15 protein-coding genes (1 of these 15 cut by a window edge) are annotated in these 17,686 nt (G+C 67.0%); 4 read left to right on the top strand and 11 right to left on the bottom strand.

The genetic code is table 11. The features are described from left to right. Nucleotides 1–15 precede the first annotated feature (15 nt). From PWS46_RS16640 to PWS46_RS16590, 11 genes are all read right to left on the bottom strand, one after another. Nucleotides 16–696: a PulJ/GspJ family protein gene (locus PWS46_RS16640; RefSeq protein ID WP_434620428.1), complete on the bottom strand. Its 681-nt coding sequence runs from the start codon at nt 694–696 to the stop codon at nt 16–18. After that, the gene (locus PWS46_RS16635; RefSeq protein ID WP_434620425.1) at nt 693–1,403 is read right to left on the bottom strand and encodes a type IV pilus modification PilV family protein; all 711 of its coding nucleotides are present in this window, start codon (nt 1,401–1,403) and stop codon (nt 693–695) included. The genes PWS46_RS16640 and PWS46_RS16635 overlap by 4 nt, the downstream gene beginning before the upstream one ends. Nucleotides 1,404–1,415: 12 nt before the next feature. Further along, nucleotides 1,416–2,141 carry a type IV pilin protein gene (locus PWS46_RS16630; protein WP_434620422.1) on the bottom strand — a complete coding sequence of 242 codons (726 nt, stop codon included), beginning with the start codon at nt 2,139–2,141 and terminating at the stop codon, nt 1,416–1,418. Then, complete coding sequence (locus tag PWS46_RS16625; protein ID WP_434620419.1) at nt 2,138–3,166, bottom strand: type II secretion system F family protein; 1,029 nt, start codon at nt 3,164–3,166, stop codon at nt 2,138–2,140. The genes PWS46_RS16630 and PWS46_RS16625 overlap by 4 nt, the downstream gene beginning before the upstream one ends. 19 nt (nt 3,167–3,185) lie before the next feature. Next, complete coding sequence (locus PWS46_RS16620; protein WP_434620416.1) at nt 3,186–5,675, bottom strand: ATPase, T2SS/T4P/T4SS family; 2,490 nt, start codon at nt 5,673–5,675, stop codon at nt 3,186–3,188. Between the two features lie 18 nt (nt 5,676–5,693). Continuing rightward, a complete protein-coding gene (locus PWS46_RS16615) occupies nt 5,694–7,310 on the bottom strand; it encodes a bifunctional serine/threonine-protein kinase/formylglycine-generating enzyme family protein (RefSeq protein ID WP_434620413.1) in 1,617 nt (538 codons plus the stop codon). A gap of 47 nt (nt 7,311–7,357) precedes the next feature. After that, complete coding sequence (locus tag PWS46_RS16610; protein ID WP_434620410.1) at nt 7,358–7,942, bottom strand: type II secretion system protein; 585 nt, start codon at nt 7,940–7,942, stop codon at nt 7,358–7,360. A gap of 33 nt (nt 7,943–7,975) precedes the next feature. Beyond that, a complete protein-coding gene (locus PWS46_RS16605; protein WP_434620407.1) occupies nt 7,976–8,665 on the bottom strand; it encodes a hypothetical protein in 690 nt (229 codons plus the stop codon). A gap of 14 nt (nt 8,666–8,679) precedes the next feature. Further along, complete coding sequence (locus PWS46_RS16600; protein ID WP_434620404.1) at nt 8,680–9,153, bottom strand: hypothetical protein; 474 nt, start codon at nt 9,151–9,153, stop codon at nt 8,680–8,682. 6 nt (nt 9,154–9,159) lie between these two features. After that, nucleotides 9,160–11,157: a secretin N-terminal domain-containing protein gene (locus PWS46_RS16595; protein WP_434620401.1), complete on the bottom strand. Its 1,998-nt coding sequence runs from the start codon at nt 11,155–11,157 to the stop codon at nt 9,160–9,162. A 386-nt stretch (nt 11,158–11,543) separates the two neighbouring features. Beyond that, nucleotides 11,544–12,350 carry a prepilin peptidase gene (locus PWS46_RS16590; RefSeq protein WP_434620398.1) on the bottom strand — a complete coding sequence of 269 codons (807 nt, stop codon included), beginning with the start codon at nt 12,348–12,350 and terminating at the stop codon, nt 11,544–11,546. Nucleotides 12,351–12,773: 423 nt separating this feature from the next. Between PWS46_RS16590 and PWS46_RS16585 the strand changes: the two genes are divergently transcribed. From PWS46_RS16585 to PWS46_RS16570, 4 genes are all read left to right on the top strand, one after another. Further along, the gene (locus PWS46_RS16585) at nt 12,774–13,892 is read left to right on the top strand and encodes a nuclease-related domain-containing protein (RefSeq protein WP_434620395.1); all 1,119 of its coding nucleotides are present in this window, start codon (nt 12,774–12,776) and stop codon (nt 13,890–13,892) included. 413 nt (nt 13,893–14,305) lie between these two features. Further along, nucleotides 14,306–16,144 carry a hypothetical protein gene (locus PWS46_RS16580; RefSeq protein ID WP_434620392.1) on the top strand — a complete coding sequence of 613 codons (1,839 nt, stop codon included), beginning with the start codon at nt 14,306–14,308 and terminating at the stop codon, nt 16,142–16,144. 61 nt (nt 16,145–16,205) lie between these two features. After that, a complete protein-coding gene (locus PWS46_RS16575; protein WP_434620389.1) occupies nt 16,206–17,327 on the top strand; it encodes a ferritin-like domain-containing protein in 1,122 nt (373 codons plus the stop codon). An 11-nt stretch (nt 17,328–17,338) separates the two neighbouring features. Continuing rightward, nucleotides 17,339–17,686 carry the 5' end (the start) of a hypothetical protein gene (locus PWS46_RS16570; RefSeq protein ID WP_434620386.1) on the top strand. The gene runs 786 nt beyond the window's last position, so only the first 348 of its 1,134 coding nucleotides appear in the window; it begins with the start codon at nt 17,339–17,341; its stop codon lies beyond the right edge, outside the window.

Genomic DNA, 17,686 nt, shown 5'->3' with positions numbered 1-17,686 from the left:
CGCATTGGCGTCTCGCTACCATGGTGCCTTCTCCTGCAGGCCGGTGAAGGCGGTCCAGTAGGTCACCGTGTAGTCGGTGTTGTAGGTATGCGGCGCTCCCTGCACCTGCGGGTCGATCAACTGGAAGGCGAGTGTGGTGACACGGTTGGGCGAGGCCGATGTTGAGAGCGTCGGGTCAGAGCGCAGGTAGCCCTGCATCGTCGCACTGGTCGCGACGGCGCATCCCTGTACCGGCAGGTCGGTTCCGGTGCAGGGGACCGTCACCTCCTGGACCTGCTCGGCAAGCAGAGCGTCTATCGGGTCGCCCTGGGGTGTCGTGCCGGTGCGGCCAAGGCCAAACCGATACAAGCGTGTGCTGCCATTGATGTCGCGGGCAAGAAGAGGGCTAGGTGAAGAGGCCGCTGGCATCGCGAACATGTCGCTGCCGCCGGTCGGATTCCGACCGCGTAGGCCGAAGACATAGTTGAAAGGTAGGGGGGTAGTGTTTGCGTTCTCATTGCTGCCGCCAAAGGCAAGGATCTCGAAGATCTCGCGGGCGTGACGGTTGATGGCGACCTGACTGTTCAGCGCCGCCGCGGTGCGCAGCGAATCCGACAGCACGCCGCCGATGGCCGCCAGCAGGATCAGGCTGATGGTGCCGGCGACCATCAGTTCGATCAGGGTGAAGCCCCGCTGGGCGTCGCGCCGGCTCTTCATCGCTGCCCCACGATGGTCTGGAGCGTGATGGTCTCCACCGGTCCCATGTCACCGCGCGGGTCCACCGTGTCGGTGGAGTAGCGGAATGGATAATCGAGATAGAGGGTGAGCAGTTGGCATGGCTTGTTGTTGCACGGCTTGCCGCCGGACAATAAAGGGTCGGTGTATGGCAGGTCGCTTAGTTCCCAACTCAACTGCGCCAGCACTCCACGCTCGCGGTCGAGCCAGACGAGGTTGCGGTCGTCGCCCGTGGTGCCCACGATGCCCGCATCCAGATAATAGATGCGGCTGTAAACCGTTTCGGCGTTCTGTCCGTCGGTGTTTACGGTCTGCGCGAAAGTCGTGGTCGAAGTCGTGACCGTCGGGGTGGTGGTGTTGTCGGCGTAAATGAGCCGGCTATTGCTGACCGACGTGCCAATATATGACCCAATCCGAGCCGGAATCGTCGAAGTCGCGTAGTCGGCAACCGACACCAAATTGGTGGAAGTTGTAGGTACCGGGCCGAAAATATACAGCGCGCTCAGCCGTTCCATCTCGCCGTTCAGGCGGAACACCGCGCGCTGGCGCAGCGAGGCCTCGTCGAGCTGGCGGGCGGCGGCTTCCCACAGGCCGTTCATGCCGAGCAGGAGAATCCCGACCAGCACGATGCCGATCATCACCTCCATCAGGGTGATGCCGGATTGCCGGGACAGGCGGGGAGGGCGCATCGGTCCGTCTCCCTACTCGGTCAGGGTGTCGGACATCGCGATGCCCTGCCGCCAGTCGAGCGTCACCGTGTGCCCGCCGATGGTCACCGACGAGGTGGCGCGGCCGTCCGGCGGCGGCGGGTAGCTGAGCACCACGACACGCCCGCTGCTGCCCTTGCCGGTGTCGCGCACCCAGCCCTGCGGCTCCTGCTTGATCGGCTCCACCGTGTAGGACGGGGTGCAGGTCCGCCCGGCGCCGCTGACCGATCCGGTGGTGGTGCCGGACGCCGATTTCGGGCGCAGCAGGGCCAGCACCTGGAAGAGCGTCGTCTCGTTGCCGCCGGTGGAGATGAAGGGGCCGTCGGTGGCTGAGCCGGGGGTGGAGGCGGTGAAGGGGGAACTGCCGTAGTTGCCGCACTTGGTCGCGTCGGTGCACAGAAGAATGAAGCAAAAATCGCCGGCGTTCGACAGGTCGACACCCAGCTTCTTCTGGATCTCCTCCTCGCTGGTGGAGGTCAGGTAGCGGCCGGTGCGGTTGTGGTGGATGCGCTGCTTGGCGGCGATCGTCATCAGGTGCGGCACCGCCTGGGAGACGTTGGCCTGCAGCAGGTGGTTGGTGTAATAGCCGCCGCCGATCGCCGCCAGGATGCCGATGATTACGATGACGACCATCAGCTCCACCAGGGTCCAGCCGGCCTGGGAGCGGCCCTTCGCGGCGCGGCGGATGGCGGGGCGGGGGGGAAGCCGGGTCGTGCTCATACCATGGACCCCATCTGGAAGACCGGCAGGAAGCAGGCCACCATCATCCCGGCCACCGCGAGGCCGATGAAGATGGTCAGCACCGGGTTCACCAGGCTGGTGATGCGGTCCAGCAGGTCCTGCACGAGGCTGTCGAAATAATCGGCGGACGACATCAGCAGCTCGTCCAGGATGCCGGCCTCCTCGCCCGAGGCGATCATCTGCAGGACGATGCCGTGGAAGACCTCGTAGCGGCGGAAGCTGGCGGCGAGGCTGCGGCCCCGTTCGAACTCGTCGGCGATGTCGTAGAGAATTTCGCGGATATAGACGTTGCCGTTGGCGTCGGCGGCCAGCCGCAGGGCGTGGAGGACCGGCACGTCGTTCTCCACCTGCACCGCCAGCGTGCGCAGGAAGCGCGCCAGCGCGCTCATCCGCCACAGCGGGCCGAGGAGGGGGATGCGCAGCTTGATCTCGTCCCACACCGCGCGGCCGTCGGGGCTGGCGATCCAGACGATGAAGCTGCCGATCAGCACCGCCTGCACGCCGACGATCAGATACCAGTTGTCCGCCCAGAAGCGCCCGAGGTCGAGCAGCAGCTGGGTCGGCGCCGGCAGCGCCTTGCCGAAATTCTTGTACATCTTCGAGAAGTTCGGAAGGATGAAGAACACCATCGCGTTGAAGATGCCGAAGAAGGCCAGCACGACGAAGGCCGGATAGGCGATCGCCGCCTTCAGCTTGCGCCCGGTTTCGTGGATGACCTTCTGGTAATGGGCGATCTGCGCCAGCGCGCCGCCGAGCCGGCCGGATTCCAGGCCGGAACGGACGACGTTGACATAGACGTCGTCGAACACGCCGGGATGGGCGGCCAGCGCCGCCCCCAGATCCTGGCCGTGCTTCACGTCGTCCGACACGGTGGCGATGGTCTCGCGCAGGCGGCGCTGCGGCGTTTCCTCCGCCAGATTGTCCAGCACCTCGACCAGCGGCAGGTTGCTGCGGATCATCGAGGCGAACTGCTGCGTGAAGATCAGGGTGTGGAGTGTGCTCACCGCCATCGCCGGGCCCGCGTCAGTAGGTTTCGCCGAGCACGCGGATGACCTCGGCGTGCGTGGTGATGCCTTCCTCGATCAGCTGGAGCCCGTGGCCGATCAGCGTCGTCATCCCGGACTCGCGGGCCATGCGCCGCAGCTCGTCGGCGTTGAAGTTCGGCGACAGGATCATGTTGCGGGCGGCGTTGGTCATCTCGAACACCTCGAACGCCGCCTGCCGGCCGCTGTAGCCGGTGTTGCGGCAATGCACGCAGCCCAGCCCCTGGACATAGGTCAGGTCGTCGTCGATCTCGATGCCGAGCGCCTCCAGCCGTTCGGCGGAGATGCCGTCGCCGCGCAGCTGGCGGCGCAGCTCGGTGCCGGTCACCACGGTCTGGCAATGGCTGCACACCTTGCGCACCAGCCGCTGGGCGATGGTCAGGGTCAGGGCGTTGGCGACCAGGAAATGGTCGATGCCCATGTCCAGCAGGCGCGTCACCACGCCCACCGCGTCGTTGGTGTGGATGGTGGAGAAGACGATGTGGCCGGTCAGCGCCGCCTGGATCGCCATCGCCGAGGTTTCGGTGTCGCGGCATTCGCCGACCATGATGACGTCCGGATCCTGGCGCAGGATCGTGCGCAGGCCCGAGGCGAAGGTCAGGCCGATGCGGTCGTTGACCTGCATCTGGTGCACGCCCTTCAGCCGGTATTCCACCGGATCCTCGACGGTCAGGACGTTCTTGGCCTTCTTGTCGATGCTGCCCAGGCAGGAATAGAGCGTCGTCGTCTTGCCCGACCCGGTCGGGCCGCAGATCATCACCAGCCCGTACGGCGCGCCCAGCTTGTCGTAGAGAAGCCGCAGGTCGCGCGACACCATGCCCAGATGTTCGGGCGACGGGCGCAGCGCGTTCTTGTCGAGCAGGCGCAGCACCATCTTCTCGCCGTAGATGGTCGGGTAGGAGGACACGCGCACGTCGATCGGATTGCCCTGGATGACCGAGCTGATGCGGCCGTCCTGCGGGCGGCGCTTCTCCGCCACGTCCATGCCGGCGACGATCTTGATGCGCGACGAGATTTCCGGATGCATCGACACCGGCATCGAGGTGTCCTCGTGCAGGATGCCGTCGACGCGGTTGCGCACCAGCAGATAATCCTCGGTCGGCTCGATGTGAATGTCCGACGCCCCCTGCAGGCAGGCGCGCTGGAGGAAGTAGTTGACCAGCTGCGGGACGTCCGCCTCCTCGATGCGGGTGGCGATGCGCTGCTCCACCTCCGGCGGGATGTCGATGACCAGCACGCTGGAGCTGCCGTCCTCGTCCTCCCCCTGGTTCTTCAGGCGCTGCAGCGCCGACTGGAAGACCGTCGGGGTGACCAGCAGCCGCTGCGTCGGCTTTCCGGCGCAGCGCGCGACCCAATCGTCGAGCGGCAGGTCGAAGGGGTCGATGGTGGCATAGCGCAGCATTCCGCCGTCGCCGGACGCGAGCACCACCGCGCCGCGCTTGGCCGCAAGCGGGAAGGGCAGCCATCCGGTGGCAACCGCCTGTTCCATCAGCTCCTTCTCGGTGGCGAGGGTTTCCAGCCCGAACTGCCGGCCGACGAGCGCATAGATCTCGTCGTGGAAGCGCAGGCTGGTGTCCTCCGCCAGCATGCGGAAGAAGGTCCGCCCGGTGTCGCGCGCCACCTTGCACAGCGCCACCGCCTTCTGCCCGTCGAGCAGGTTGGCCTGCACCAGATCGCGGGCGATGCCGTTCAGGACGACGTCGCCCTCCGGCCGTTCGAAGGCGCGACGCTCCTCCGCGACCGCCGGCGGAGGGGCCGGCGGAGGGGCCGGCGGAGGGGAGGGGAGCGGTGCGGCGGTGAAGCCGGCGGTCCAGCCGTCATCCGCCGGTCCGGCGACGTCCGGCAATGCGGTCGGATCGGCCGCAGCCGGTGTGGGTGTGTGCGTCGGAGCGGGCGTCGGATGCGGGCCGGGCTCCGGAGCGGGCGATGGGGTGACGGCCGGGGTTTGGGCCGCGCGCATAAGCGTCTGCGGATGGTGCATCACGGTCGCCGCCGCATCGGGGCGGATGAGCACCGTCGCTCCCCCGCCGTCTCCGAGCAGGGTGGCGTCGTCATCGTCGGGGGCGGCGGCCGGCATCCGGGAGAGTGACGGGTGGACCGTGACGGTGCGGTCGCCGTCGGCTTCCTGCGGTGCGCCCATGTCGAGGATCAGCAGCGTGGCGCCCAGGTTGATCCGGTCGCCGCTGCGCACCGGCAGCGGCGCCTCGTCCACCGGCGTGCCGTTCAGCCGGGTACCGTTGGCGCTCTTCAGGTCGGTCACCGTCCAGGCGCCCAGCGCCGGGTCCCAGGCGAAGGCGCAGTGGCGGCGCGACACATGCCTGTCATCCAGCGTCAGATCGGAAATCGCACCGCCGGCGTCGCGCCGGCCGACGACATAGCGGTCGCGCCCGCCGTCCAGCACGGCCGGCCGTTCGCTGCCGTCGGTGTGGCGGACCAGGATGTGCAGGGTGGGCCGTTCGGTCGTTGTCATGAGGCAGGTATCCGGCGGCTAAAGGTCGGGCAGGTAGGCGACGCGGAAACCGACGTCGCCGCGCCGTTCGCCGGGTGGCGCGGAGGACCGGAACGCGCAGCGGCCCTGCACCGGGACGCTCTCGAAACTGCCGCCGCGCAGAACGCGTGGGCCGCTGCCGCGGCTGTTGACGGGATCGGGCGCGTCCTTGGTCAGGGTCCGGTAGAAGGCGTCGTCGTACACGTCCTGGCACCATTCCCAGACGTTGCCGCACAGGTCGTCCAGGCCGTAGGGATTGCGCCCCTCGGCGTAGGAACCGACCGGCGAGGTCATGGTGGAGGCACGGCCGATGTTGGCGCGCGTCGGGCCCGGCGGTTCGGAGCCCCAGGGATAGTCGGCAAAGGGCACGCCGCCGCGCGCGGCGCATTCCCACTGCGCTTCCGTCGGCAGGAAGCCGCCCACCCAGCGGGCGTAGGCCTGCGCGTCGGCATGGGTGACCGCGACCACCGGATGGCTGGCGGCCGAGGCCAGCCGCTTGTCCAGCAGCGGCGGCGCCGGATGGCCGGTGGCGGTGACGAACTCGGCGAAGTCGGCGACGGTGACCGGCCGGGGATCGATGAGGAAGGGCGACAGGCGGATGCGCCGTCCGGGCAGCTCGTTGGGGAGCACGCCCACGCCGGCCCGGGTGCCGAGGTGATGTTCGCCGCCGCAGATCAGGACAGCGTGGTCGCGCCGGCCGGTGCGCTCCCGGCCGCCGTCGCCGGGCTCGCTCAGCAGTTCGACCACGCGCAGGGCGTCGAGCAGCTCTTCCGCCGCCTGGATGCGCCGCTCCGGCCGGTAGGCCATCAGCTGGAGGATGAGGCGGTCGAGCGCCGGCGGCACCGCGGCATTGTAGCGGCTCGGCGGGTCGATATGCTCGATGGCGATGCGCGGCACCTGCCCGGTGGACAGCAGGTTCTGCAGCGAGTTGGGCGGCACCCGGCCGGTGAACAGCTCGTAGGCGATGATGCCCAGCGCCCACAGGTCGGCGCGCCGGTCGACGGTTTCCGGCGCCTCGAACTGCTCCGGCGCCATGTATTTCGGCGTGTAGGCCTCCAGGAAGTCGCCGGCCACCTTGGCGCCCAGCACCGAGAAGCCGAAATCCATGATGACCGGCCGGCCGATGTCGCCGCCGCGCAGGAAGATGTTCTGGGGCTTCAGGTCGCGGTGGACGATGCGCGTGTGCGCCACGGCCAGCGCACCGGTCAGGTGCTTCAGCAGCTCCAGCCGGTCGGTCGCGGTGTCGCGCAGGCCGTTGCGGTTGGCGTCCATCCACTGCCGCAGTTCGACGCCGTCGACGATGTCCATGACCACGCCGAAACCGCGCGGCCCGTCATAGATGTCGTGGATCGGGCAGATGTTCTCGTGCCGCAGCAGGCGGGAGATCAGCACCTCGCTGCGGATGCTGCGCAGCATGGTGTCGCGCAGGCTGCTATCGGCGAGGACATCGGGGTTGAGCACCTTGATCGCCACGTCGTAATTCAGCTCCGCGTCGAAGACGCGGTAGACCGTCGCCGTGCCTCCCCGCCCCAGCCGCCGCCAGTTCTCGTAGCGGCCGCGGGGCTGCACCGCACCGGAGGCGATGGCCAAACCGAAATCGTCGGTGTCGTTCATCATGCGTCCGGTGCCGGTGGGAGGGGAGGCGGGAGCAGCGGATGCGGCGGTCAGGTGGCGGCCTTCGCCACCGGCGCGGTTTCGGCGAGCGTGGCGCAGTTGCCGGCCGCGACGCTGGTGGTCGCCTCGCTCTTGATGTAGCTGACGCGGTGGTACTGGCCGTCCCAGCCCGCTTCGCCGGAGGTCGCCGCGTTGGAGTAGTAGACGGCGCCGACGTCGGCGGTGCTGGCGAAGCCGTTGGGGAAGCGCTGGGCGGCGATGCAGACGGAGGCGCTGCGCGAGGTCGCGCCGATCTTCACCGAGACGATGTATTTCCATACGGAATTCGCCGGCAGCGTCACGGTCGGCACCACGCTGTCGATGCAGGTCGTTCCGGTGCAGTTCGGGAACATCGTGTTGGCGGCGTCCAGGTTGGCCTGCAGCTTGGACACCGTCGCGTTCGGGTTGGCGTCGATGTAGCCCTGGATGTTGCGGGCGATGTCGGCCATGCGCTGCGACGGTTCCGTCGTCTCCGCCTGCTTGACGAAGCGCGTCAGCTGGGGAATGCCGATGGCGGCGAGGATGCCGATGATCGCCACCACGACCATCAGCTCGACCAGGGTGAACCCCTGTTGCTTGCGCTTGCGGTGATGCATTGCCGCTGCTCCTTCTGTCAGCCGTGTAAGTCGCTATTTGACGCTGTAGGTGACGAGGACGCGGGACGACTCGGGCGTCTCCCCGTACCTGTATTCCATCCGGACGTAGTTCCTGGCGGCCGGGCTGTACCACCAGCGCTCGTAGCCGACCCAGTTGCCGGTCAGGCTGCGGGTGCGCATGACCGCGACCACGGTGTCGAAGGTGCCGGCGGGCACGGTGACGGTCTCCCGCCCCTCGATCGTCCAGGAGGTGCGGTGCCGGACGGTGACGCCGTTGCGGGTGTATTCGCGCATGAACACGATCGGCTTGCCCGGCGGTGAGCCAAACAGCTCCATCGGGTTCTCGGAGCGGAAGACGACGTTGCGCAGCGCCGCGCGGGACTTCGTCTCCTCGCGGAACAGGCCGCGCATGACGAACCACTGCGCGGGGTCGTCCAGGCGCTGGAACTTCGCGGTTTCGCCGTTCGATTCGACGACGGTCATGCCGTAGCCGTCGCTGTAGCGCCAGCTGTCGCCGACCGACCAGTGCGGCGGCACGAACGGTTGCGATGCGGGGCGCGTGGGGGCGGCGGCCAGGACGGTGGGCGCCGCAGCGGTCCCGGCTGCGGTCGTCTTGGGGAACGACGCCGGCTCGGTCGTCACGGCCGGCGGCGGGTTCTGCACGGTGCAGGCGGCGGCCACGCCCGCGAAGGCGAGAACGAGGGCGCGGAGCACGGGCTTCATGCGACGGGGTCTCCTCACTTGAGCAGGGCGGCGAGCGTTCCGGGCAGCTGCTGCAGGCCCGGCGAACGCCCGGAAAGGACGGTCCACTCGCCGGCGCCTTCGGTGCCGGCGGCACGGACGCGGTAGCGGTAGAGCATCGGAGGAAGGGAGCCCTGCTGCAGGGCGGCGGGGGCGGTGAAGGCGCGGATCACCAGCGCGTTCTCGGCGTCGGCGAAGGCCTCGAAGACGAAGTTGGCGGACGGCGCCTTGATCCCCAGCGACTGGAAGGCCTTGGCCGTGTCCTGCGGCTGGTTGGTGAAGTAGACGAACCGCTCGAACTTCGGGAAGGTGTCGGCCTCCGCCTTGGCGATCTGGCCGACCGCCTCCACCAGCTCGGCGCGCGCGGCGTCGATCGACAGGTTGCGATCGACCACTGGAAGCAGTGCCGCCGCACCGATGGCGAGCGTGCCGGCCAGCACGTTGAGCGAGTTGACGATCCGCAGGCGCATGGCGCGTCACTCGTCCTCTTCGATCATGCGGGTGTCGAGGTCGAGCAGCTGGCTGGTGGACTGGATGTCCTGGCGCATGTCGGCCAGCTTGGCGCGCTGGGCCTGCAGGTAGCGGCGCTGGGCGATGTCCTGGGCATAGACGTCGGAGGGCTGGACCAGCCGCGGGGTGATGAAGAAGATGGTTTCCTGGAGGTCCGACAGCGATTCGCGCGACTTGAACAGGTTGCCCAGCACCGGAATGTCCTCCAGCACCGGCACGCCGTCGCGGGATTCGATGCGGGTGTCGTTCATCAGGCCACCCATGACGAAGGTGGACCCGTCGGGGATCAGCACCTGGGTCTGCACCTCGTTGCCGGTCAGCGTCGGGCGGCCCTGCGACAGGGTGACGTCCTTGTCCGAGGCGTTGATGTTGAGGCGGATCAGCCCCTGCTCGCCGGTGTCCTCGCGGACGATCAGCGACGGGGTGATGTTCAGCAGAAGCCCGGCCTTCACCTCAAGATAGGTGCCCGGCGCGTTCGGCGCCGGCGGGGTGGCCAGGAACTGCGAGCGGTCGTTGGTGATCTTCGCCGCGATGTTGTTGAGCGTGACCACCCGCGGGGCGGCGATGGTCTGCAGCTTGTTGGCCTCCGACAGCGCGTTGATCTGCGTCTGCAGCGAGAAGGTGTCGCCGCGGAAGACGAAGGAGGCCAGCGTGCCGCCGAGCGTGGTCGGCAGCAGGGTGAAGGGGTTGAGCGGCTCCAGCGGGCTGGTGGTCGTGTTCCTGTTGTCGCTGCTGACGGTGATGCCGCTGGTGGTGTTGGTGGCGGTCTGGCTGGCGATCTGTTTCCGCAGCGAGTCGCCCGGCGCCTGGAGATTGTCCTGGGAAATGCCGGTGCTGACGCCAAGGCCGTAAGTGCCGCCGTTGGCGTTCAGCAGCTTGGCCGAGCCCCAGCGCACGCCCAGCTCCTCGGCGACGCCGCGGCGGGCGCGGACGATCATCACCTCGATCTCGACCAGCGGCAGCGGACGGTCGAGGCGCTGGACCAGCGTCTCCACCTCGCGGATGGCCGACGGCGTGCCGCGCACGACGATGGCGTTGGAGCGCTGGTCGATGGAGATCACCGGCGGCACCAGCCCCAGCTCCTTGCGGATGCGGGCCAGCTCCTGCTGCTCCTGCGGGGTGCTGGGCAGGCCGTTGGCGCCGCCGGCCGGTCCGCCGCTGCCGCCCTTGCCGTCGCCCATCCCCAGCATGGTGCGCAGCGTTTCGTCCAGGCCGGGAATGGTGGTGGACTGGCCGCCGAAGGTCTGGGTGGTGGCGCCGACGCTGGCATAGCGCAGCGGGATCACCTTGACCGTGGTGTTCATCACCTCTTCGCGCAGGCGGGCCTGGTTTTCGGCGTTCATCTCGCGCTCGCGGGCGGCTGCCTCGGCCTCGCGGCGCTTGGCGTCGCCGGTGCCGCGGTCCATGTCGGCCGACTGCCGCTTGTTCAGCTCCTCGATGCGCGTCTTCTCGCTCTTGTCGAGGACCTGCGCCAGTTCCTCCAGCCGCTTGATCTGGTCGGGCGTGCCGCGCACCAGGATGATGCTGCTGTCCTTGTCCTCGACGATCTCGCCGCGCAGTCCGAGGCGCTGCACCGCGTTGCGGAACTGCGCCGGTTCGGCATAGGTCAGCGTGATCAGGCGGCCGGGCAGCGGCGCCGTGATGGTCACCGTCCGGCTGTTCGGCTCGTAAGCATATTCGAGGTTGTTCTCCTCGATCAGCTTGTTGAACGCGGCCTGCAGAGGCATGTTGTTGAAATTGAAGCTGACGGTGCCCTGCACGCCCGGGCGGAAGTCGGCGCGCAGGTTGTTCTCCTCCATGATCCGGGTGAGGACGACGCGGATGTCCTCGTCATAGAACTCGCGCTGGAAAAGTTTGTCCGACCAGGGAATGTCCGCCGCCATGACCATGGCGGGACTGCCTGCGAGCGTCGCCAGAACCATGGCGACCGAGAGGGGGCGTGCGACGAAATCACGAAATGCCATCCCTGGCGCTCCCTTCTGTTCCAGGCCCGGCTTGCCCAAGCCATGACCTTCCCATTGCCCGGATGAGGCATCACCCGGACACGACGAAAAAATCCGTTCCGAAAGACCCGGTCAGGGGTATCCCGGTCGCTGCATGCACATTCCAAAGATCCGGTGCAGCGAGTACGCGTCATGCGTACGCGTGCAATTATCGGGTCAATTGCGTTCCCGACACGAACCCATTGGCTGAACGGCGTATCTTACGAACGGATAGCTCTCTATCACGGATACTGTAGCGCGATCAACACAAGGAAAATTCGCCTCTAACGTAAAATGTTTATTGTCTTACGCGCTTTGGATGCATGCATGTGGATGAATTGGTCGTCTTTTCGTGTTGCAATGCGACGTTAGCGGAAGAAGAGCGGTCCCAGGAGCGGGCGCATCTGCTGTTCGAAGGCGAGCATCAGAATGCCGGCGGCGATCAGAAAAGGACCGAAAGCGACGGGCGCCTGCCGATCGCGCCGCCCGAACAGGGCGAGAATCGCCGTTGCCAGGGTTCCGGTCAGGCACGCCAGGAAGAGCGTGGCCGGAAGCGGCTGCCAGCCGAGCCAGGCGCCGAGCGCTGCGAACAGCTTGACGTCTCCCGCTCCCAGCGCCGGCCGGCCGAGAGCGGCCTGGGCCGTCCATCCCAGCAACTGGAGCCCGCCATAGCCGGCGGCGGCGCCGAGGATCGCGGCCGGTGCCCCGACGAACACGCCCCCAGCACCGAGCAGCAGGCCGATCCACAGCAGCGGCAGGGACAGCGCGTCGGGGATCAATTGCGTTTCGGCATCGATGAACAGGATGGCGATGGCGAACCAGACGAAGACCGCGGCGGCGGCGGCCTGCATCGGGTCGGCAAAGGCGGGAACGACGGCGAGCGGCAACGTCGCGCCGAGCGCCTCGACCAGCGGATAACGCCAGGAGATGCGGGTGCCGCAGCCGGCGCAGCGGCCCCGCAGCAGGACGAAGGAGAGAAGCGGCACATTGTCGCGGAACCGCAGCCGGCGCCCGCAAGCCGGGCAGCCGGAGGGCGGCAGGACGAGATCGTAGCGCTCCGCCGATCCGTCGGCCCGATCGATCATGATGGGGAGCCGGTGGATGACGACGTTCAGGAAACTTCCGACCATCAGCCCGAGTACGGCCAGTCCGATCCAGATTTCCAGTCCCTGCACTGGTTCCTCCCTGCCGGGCCCGGCTGACGTCTTCCTGCCCGTGCATTATTGCTGGCTCCACAACCCGGTCGTGTCAACCGCGACAAAATTGTTTCGTTCGCGTGCATTTCCGTCGCGAGGAGGGAGGTGCAACGCCTGCCTCGCCCGCATGCGCGCTCGCCGAACGGAAAACGCGGATACAGCTCTAGCGAAAGTGTGCTGTTTGCATTTGCCCACTCAATTGTATGAATGACCTTGATCGTGACAAATGCGATTTTTTGTGTAAATAAGCGCCCGCTTTTATTGTGCGTCCGGCCGAGCCCGGCTTTCTCAAGGTCGGTCTTCATGAAGGACGGAAAAGCTTCCGACGGGTGCGTTCCGGCTCCGCATTGGCGGCGCCTGATCCTGCCGCCCCTCGTCCGATAAGCCCAAGGAGCCGCGACCGTGACCGTGGATGGATTCCCCCTTCAGGCCCGTCAGGCCGGGGTTCGTGCCGAACGCCAGATGGCCTTTTACCTGCGCCGTGCCTTCGCTTCGTCCGACGATCATGCGGTTCTCAACAACATCCGCATCACGGCAGGCGGCGACACCGCGCAGATCGATCATCTGGTGATCAGCCGATGGGGGCTCGTCATCATCGAAAGCAAGAGCGTCTCGACCCGGGTGCGCGTCAACCAGCGCGGCGAATGGATGCGGCTGATGGGCGGATCCTGGCAGGGCATGCCCTCGCCCATTCTGCAGGCGACGCGGCAAAGGGACTTCCTTCGCACTGTCCTCAGCGCGAACAAGGCCAAGCTGCTTGGCCGGGGTCTCCTGGTGGGCCAGAAGGATTTCGAAAATTTCAGCATGGATGTGATGGTCGCCGTATCCGACCATGGCATCATCGACCGGGTGGGCGGTGCCGACCCGAAGGAGGTCTTCAAGGCCGACCAGATTCCGATGTGCGTCAAGGACGTGCTGGAGGCGCGGCGTCGCGAGATCGGCGCCTTGTTCTCTCTCCGGTCGCCTTACGTGGGCATCGAATCGGCGGAGCAGGCCCGGCTGGTCGGGTTCCTCCGCGACTTCGAACGCCCGGTGGAGGACCCCCAAGCGGAGGCTCCTTCGACCTCCAGCGACATCCCCGAACCCCGTCAGCCGGAGCGGAGGGAGACAATCACCCCTCCGCCCGCCGCCCCTCCGGTCCTCGCCCCTCCGGTGGCAGTCCCGACGGCCGCTGTGGCGCCGGTGGCGGCCCCGCCGAGCGTCGCCCCCCAGAGTACCGCGTCGTTCGGCACCGCGTCGGTCAACGCCCTATCGGCCAGCGCACCACCGGCCGGGGCGGGATCGGCGAATACCGCAACCCACGCTGCCGGCCACCGGTGCAGACACTGCAACGGCGGCGATCTCGTGATCCGGTGGGGGAAGTATGGCTACTATTTCAAATGCCTGGGCTGCGCCGGAAACACCCCACTGCCGGTGCTGGCGGACGGCAACAGGCCGACGCTCCGCAAGGAGAATTCTCACTTCTACAGAATGAGCCCCGACGGGTCCGAGGAGCTCTACTTCATCAATCCGAAGGATTAGGTGAGGCGGATCCCGCCACGACGACCCGGAACCGGCCGCTTTCCCGTTGAGGCCGACGGCGACCGCTCCGCGCCATGGCTGAAGGAGTGGCCGTGGCCGGCGCTTGGCGAGATTCCGACCCCCCAAGCGATCTGGCGCATTCTGCAAACAATATTCTATTTTTCAGGCTCAAAGCGTCTCCGATAACCCCATCGGGTGTATTAGTCCTGGATGACCGCGCATTTTCATGATATGGAAGATCACCGAATTGAGCAGGCGCACAGAAGCATTTGCCAGGTAATTCCGCCGCGATGCACCGGATGCGCGTGCCTGGATCGTGCGATTGAGGCTGAGCAGCCGACTCCAAAACATCGGTGCCTCGCCATATTACAGCTCTTTATCGAAAGTTATCAAAATATAACGGGGAAAGCGCGATGGCATATTTGACTGGGCCGCGGCTGAATTTCACCGGCAAGTTCATTGCCGACGTTTCGACCGTCAACAACTTTCCATCCAACTATGATGGAACGAACTATACGGCGGCCGATTATGCGAACTGGGACATCGGCTATTGGAATCCCTACGGTACCGGCGTCTGGCGGCTGACCGACTGCGCGGTGACCGGTGCGGTGCGCGGCGACGGCAGCACCGTGTCCGACGATCCCGTGCTGTCCATGACGCTGGCCGACGCCGACGATCAGCCGCCGGCCAAGATGGTCGATCTGGACAGCGAGCAGCAGATGGTCTCGGCCATCTGGGGGCTCGTCGTCCGGCTGGTCGGCGGCGACGGGCAGGCCGCGCTGCGCAGCAACTTCGCCGTCGCGTCCTTCACCGACCTGTGGAAGCGCAGCCTGACGCCGGGCTCGCTGCCGCAGCACAAGCTGCATCCGGCCTGCATGTACGGCGCCGCCTGGCAGTCGGTCCTGTCCGATCTCGCCTGGGGCGACCTCGCCGCATCGCCCTTCCTGCAGGAACTGCAGGCCGCCGCCGGACCGGGCGGGCTGCTGTCGATCAAGTTCAACGTGGTGGGCTACAACGCCGGCTATTGGATCGGCGACGACGGCACCCGCTACCCGCCGCTGCCCGACTTCACCATGGGCCTGATCACCGGCAGCATCGGCGTTGCCCGCGCGGACGAACCGCGCTTCTTCACGCTGGGCCGCAAGCTGCAGCCGAGTCAGCGGCAGAGCCAGTCGGCGCCGACCCTGTTCTATTATGCGACCGCCGTGGTGGACGAGGCGCGCAAGGCGCTGGCCATCGACCTCGGCAACTCCATCCCGTTCAAGGAATGGCGTGGCGACATCGTCGACGAGACGCTGCAGGTCGGCTATCTCGACTCCACGCAGGGCTTCCAGGCGCTGGGCGAGGTCTCCCCCGACAACGCCTGGTACCAGCGCACCGCCGGCATCGCCGACATCGCCCTGACCGATGCGCAGCTGACGGCTGTTGCGACGAGCCCGCTCGCCGTGCGCAAGGCCGGCGCCGACACACTGCTGGGTCAGGAACCGGCCGACGGCAAGGCTCTGCGCGCCGACCAGTTCGTCTTCCGCTTGGCTCCCGGCGACAGCGCCGAGACCACGGTGTGGGCGACCGTCTTCGGCAAGCCGCTGGCCGATGCCGAGGTCGCGCTGGCCTTCGACAACAGCTCGCTCGGCGGCGACAAGGATGACCCGCCGGTCGGCGTTCCCGCCGGCGCGCTGGGCTTCCCGCCCTCGGTCAAGACGGATGCCGCCGGCAAGGCCGCCGTCGCATTCTCCGCCGGCGATCCGGGCGAGCCGCGCGCGATGGACGACATCGACGGGCAGGTCTATGGCGTGCGCCCGACGCTGAGCGGCGTCGGCGCGGACTCCTACAGCAACCCCTGGGACTTCATCAGTTTCCTGGTGTGGAGCGGCTACGAGATCCCCGAGGAGCCGAGCTGGGAAGCCGACATCAAGCCAATCCTGGCGCAATACGCCGCGCTCTATCCGGTGATGCTGCCGGTGCTGAACATGGGCGACTATGACAGCGTGCGCAAACATCTCTATTCGCTGCAAACCGCCATGTCGCTGCCGGAAGAGAACCCGAACTACATGCCGGCGGTGCGCGACCTGTCGCCGAACAAAAAGGCCGCAATCCTGAAATGGGCCGCCAACCCGGTTCGCGGCACGGCGCCGGCGAAGGCGCCTTCTGCCGAGGCCGTCCCCGCGACGGAGTCGATGATGTGGGCCGCCGTCCAGGCGCCGCCGGCCGCGGACGCTGCGCCGCACCCCGCCACATACTTGAAGAAGTAACGGGCCGAGCCTCCGCCCCAACCATCCCGCCCCAACCATCTGATTGGTGGAGAGAGCCCACATGACGACAGACACCATGGCGGCGACCCGCCCGGTCCCGGCCGCCGGCACCAAGGCCATCGACCTTCCCAAGCGCGGCCCCTCGCTGGTCGTCCAGGCCAAGGCGCCGCGGACGCTGGACGAGGTGCGCGCCAACCTGCAGCTCGCGGTGGAGTTGGAGCACGCCACGCTGCCGGCGTATCTCCAGGCCGCTTATTCGCTGGACGATGCGAAGAATGGCGTGATCGCCGGCATGATCATCGACATCGCCATGCAGGAGATGGAGCATTTCTGTCAGGCCGCCAACATCCTGGTGGCCATCGGCGGCCGTCCGGCCATCGACGACCCGGCCTTCGTGCCCTCCTATCCCGGCGGACTGCCGAAGAACATCGGGACCCAGCCCGGTCAGCCGGAGTTCATCGTCCATCTGCGCGGCTTCTCGCTGGATCAGGTTGAAAACTGCTTCATGGTCATCGAGGAGCCGGCCGACCCCGTCGACATCCTGGACTCGGCGCCCCGGCTGGCGGCGTCCGACATCAAGGACAATTACCGGACGATCGGCGAGTTCTACGAGGACATTTCCAAGGCGCTGGGCGACCTCGGAAACGGCGTCTTTTCCGGCACCGCCGACGGGCAGGTCTACGGCATGTTCGGCATCAAGCCGATCCTGTCCCTGGCCGACGCGCAGGATGCCATCGCCCGCATTGTCCGCGAGGGCGAAGGCACCCCGACCTCGCCGGAGGAAGGGACCGAGGGCGGTGACGACAACGGGATGGCCCACTATTACAGTTTTTACGAGATCTACAAGGGCCGGAAGATCGCAAAGGCGCCCGACGGCGGCTGGTACTTCACCGATGAGGTCATCCCCTATGATCCGACCGGAGTCCAGACCCTGATCGACGATCCCAAGCAGGCCGACTATGCCGCCGGCTCGGTCGCCGCGGTGCAGTCGGAGGCCTTCAACACCTACTACTCCAATCTGCTGAAGGCCCTGCACCAGAGCTTCAACGGCAATCCGGACAAGATCAACGACGCCATCGGCCTGATGTTCGACCTGAAGATCCAGGCCAAGATGCTGATGCAACTGCCGATGGACGGCCAGCCCGGCAAGTTCTGCGCCCCGACCTGGCAATACATCCCGTGAGGAGGCTTCGCATGACCGGACGTTATCCCCTGCTGGGCGCGGTCGCCGCGCTGGGTCTGACCGCCGCCGCCGGCACCGCCTGGGCGCAGGCAAAGAACATCTATCCGACCTTCGGCGTCCACAATCCGCCGGGCTTCAGCAATTGCCCGTGGAAGGGCTGTGTCTACCCGCGCAATGCCGGGGAGCCGAGCGACCCGCTGTTCCCGCCCTTCTGGTCGACCAACTGGACCATGTACCGCGTGTTCAAGGGCTATGCCGACCATCCGCCGCCCTATGACGGCAAGCCGCCGGCGCCGTTGAAGGAGGGGGAGGATTACGAAGTTTCCTACGGCTCGACCTATTACGACAGCACCGTCGCC

Source organism: Azospirillum sp. B2RO_4 (assembly GCF_051124815.1).
GTDB lineage: Bacteria > Pseudomonadota > Alphaproteobacteria > Azospirillales > Azospirillaceae > Azospirillum.
Note: the sequence above shows the minus strand (reverse complement) of the source record. Positions and strands in the feature narration are given on the sequence as shown.

Excerpts from the sequence above, each read along its gene's own strand:
- PWS46_RS16640 (WP_434620428.1), bottom strand. The coding sequence starts at position 696 with ATGAAGAGCCGGCGCGACGCCCAGCGGGGCTTCACCCTGATCGAACTG.
- PWS46_RS16635 (WP_434620425.1), bottom strand. The coding sequence starts at position 1,403 with ATGCGCCCTCCCCGCCTGTCCCGGCAATCCGGCATCACCCTGATGGAG.
- PWS46_RS16630 (WP_434620422.1), bottom strand. The coding sequence starts at position 2,141 with ATGAGCACGACCCGGCTTCCCCCCCGCCCCGCCATCCGCCGCGCCGCG.
- PWS46_RS16620 (WP_434620416.1), bottom strand. The coding sequence starts at position 5,675 with ATGACAACGACCGAACGGCCCACCCTGCACATCCTGGTCCGCCACACC.
- PWS46_RS16615 (WP_434620413.1), bottom strand. The coding sequence starts at position 7,310 with ATGATGAACGACACCGACGATTTCGGTTTGGCCATCGCCTCCGGTGCG.
- PWS46_RS16610 (WP_434620410.1), bottom strand. The coding sequence starts at position 7,942 with ATGCATCACCGCAAGCGCAAGCAACAGGGGTTCACCCTGGTCGAGCTG.
- PWS46_RS16605 (WP_434620407.1), bottom strand. The coding sequence starts at position 8,665 with ATGAAGCCCGTGCTCCGCGCCCTCGTTCTCGCCTTCGCGGGCGTGGCC.
- PWS46_RS16600 (WP_434620404.1), bottom strand. The coding sequence starts at position 9,153 with ATGCGCCTGCGGATCGTCAACTCGCTCAACGTGCTGGCCGGCACGCTC.
- PWS46_RS16595 (WP_434620401.1), bottom strand. The coding sequence starts at position 11,157 with ATGGCATTTCGTGATTTCGTCGCACGCCCCCTCTCGGTCGCCATGGTT.
- PWS46_RS16580 (WP_434620392.1), top strand. The coding sequence starts at position 14,306 with ATGGCATATTTGACTGGGCCGCGGCTGAATTTCACCGGCAAGTTCATT.
- PWS46_RS16575 (WP_434620389.1), top strand. The coding sequence starts at position 16,206 with ATGACGACAGACACCATGGCGGCGACCCGCCCGGTCCCGGCCGCCGGC.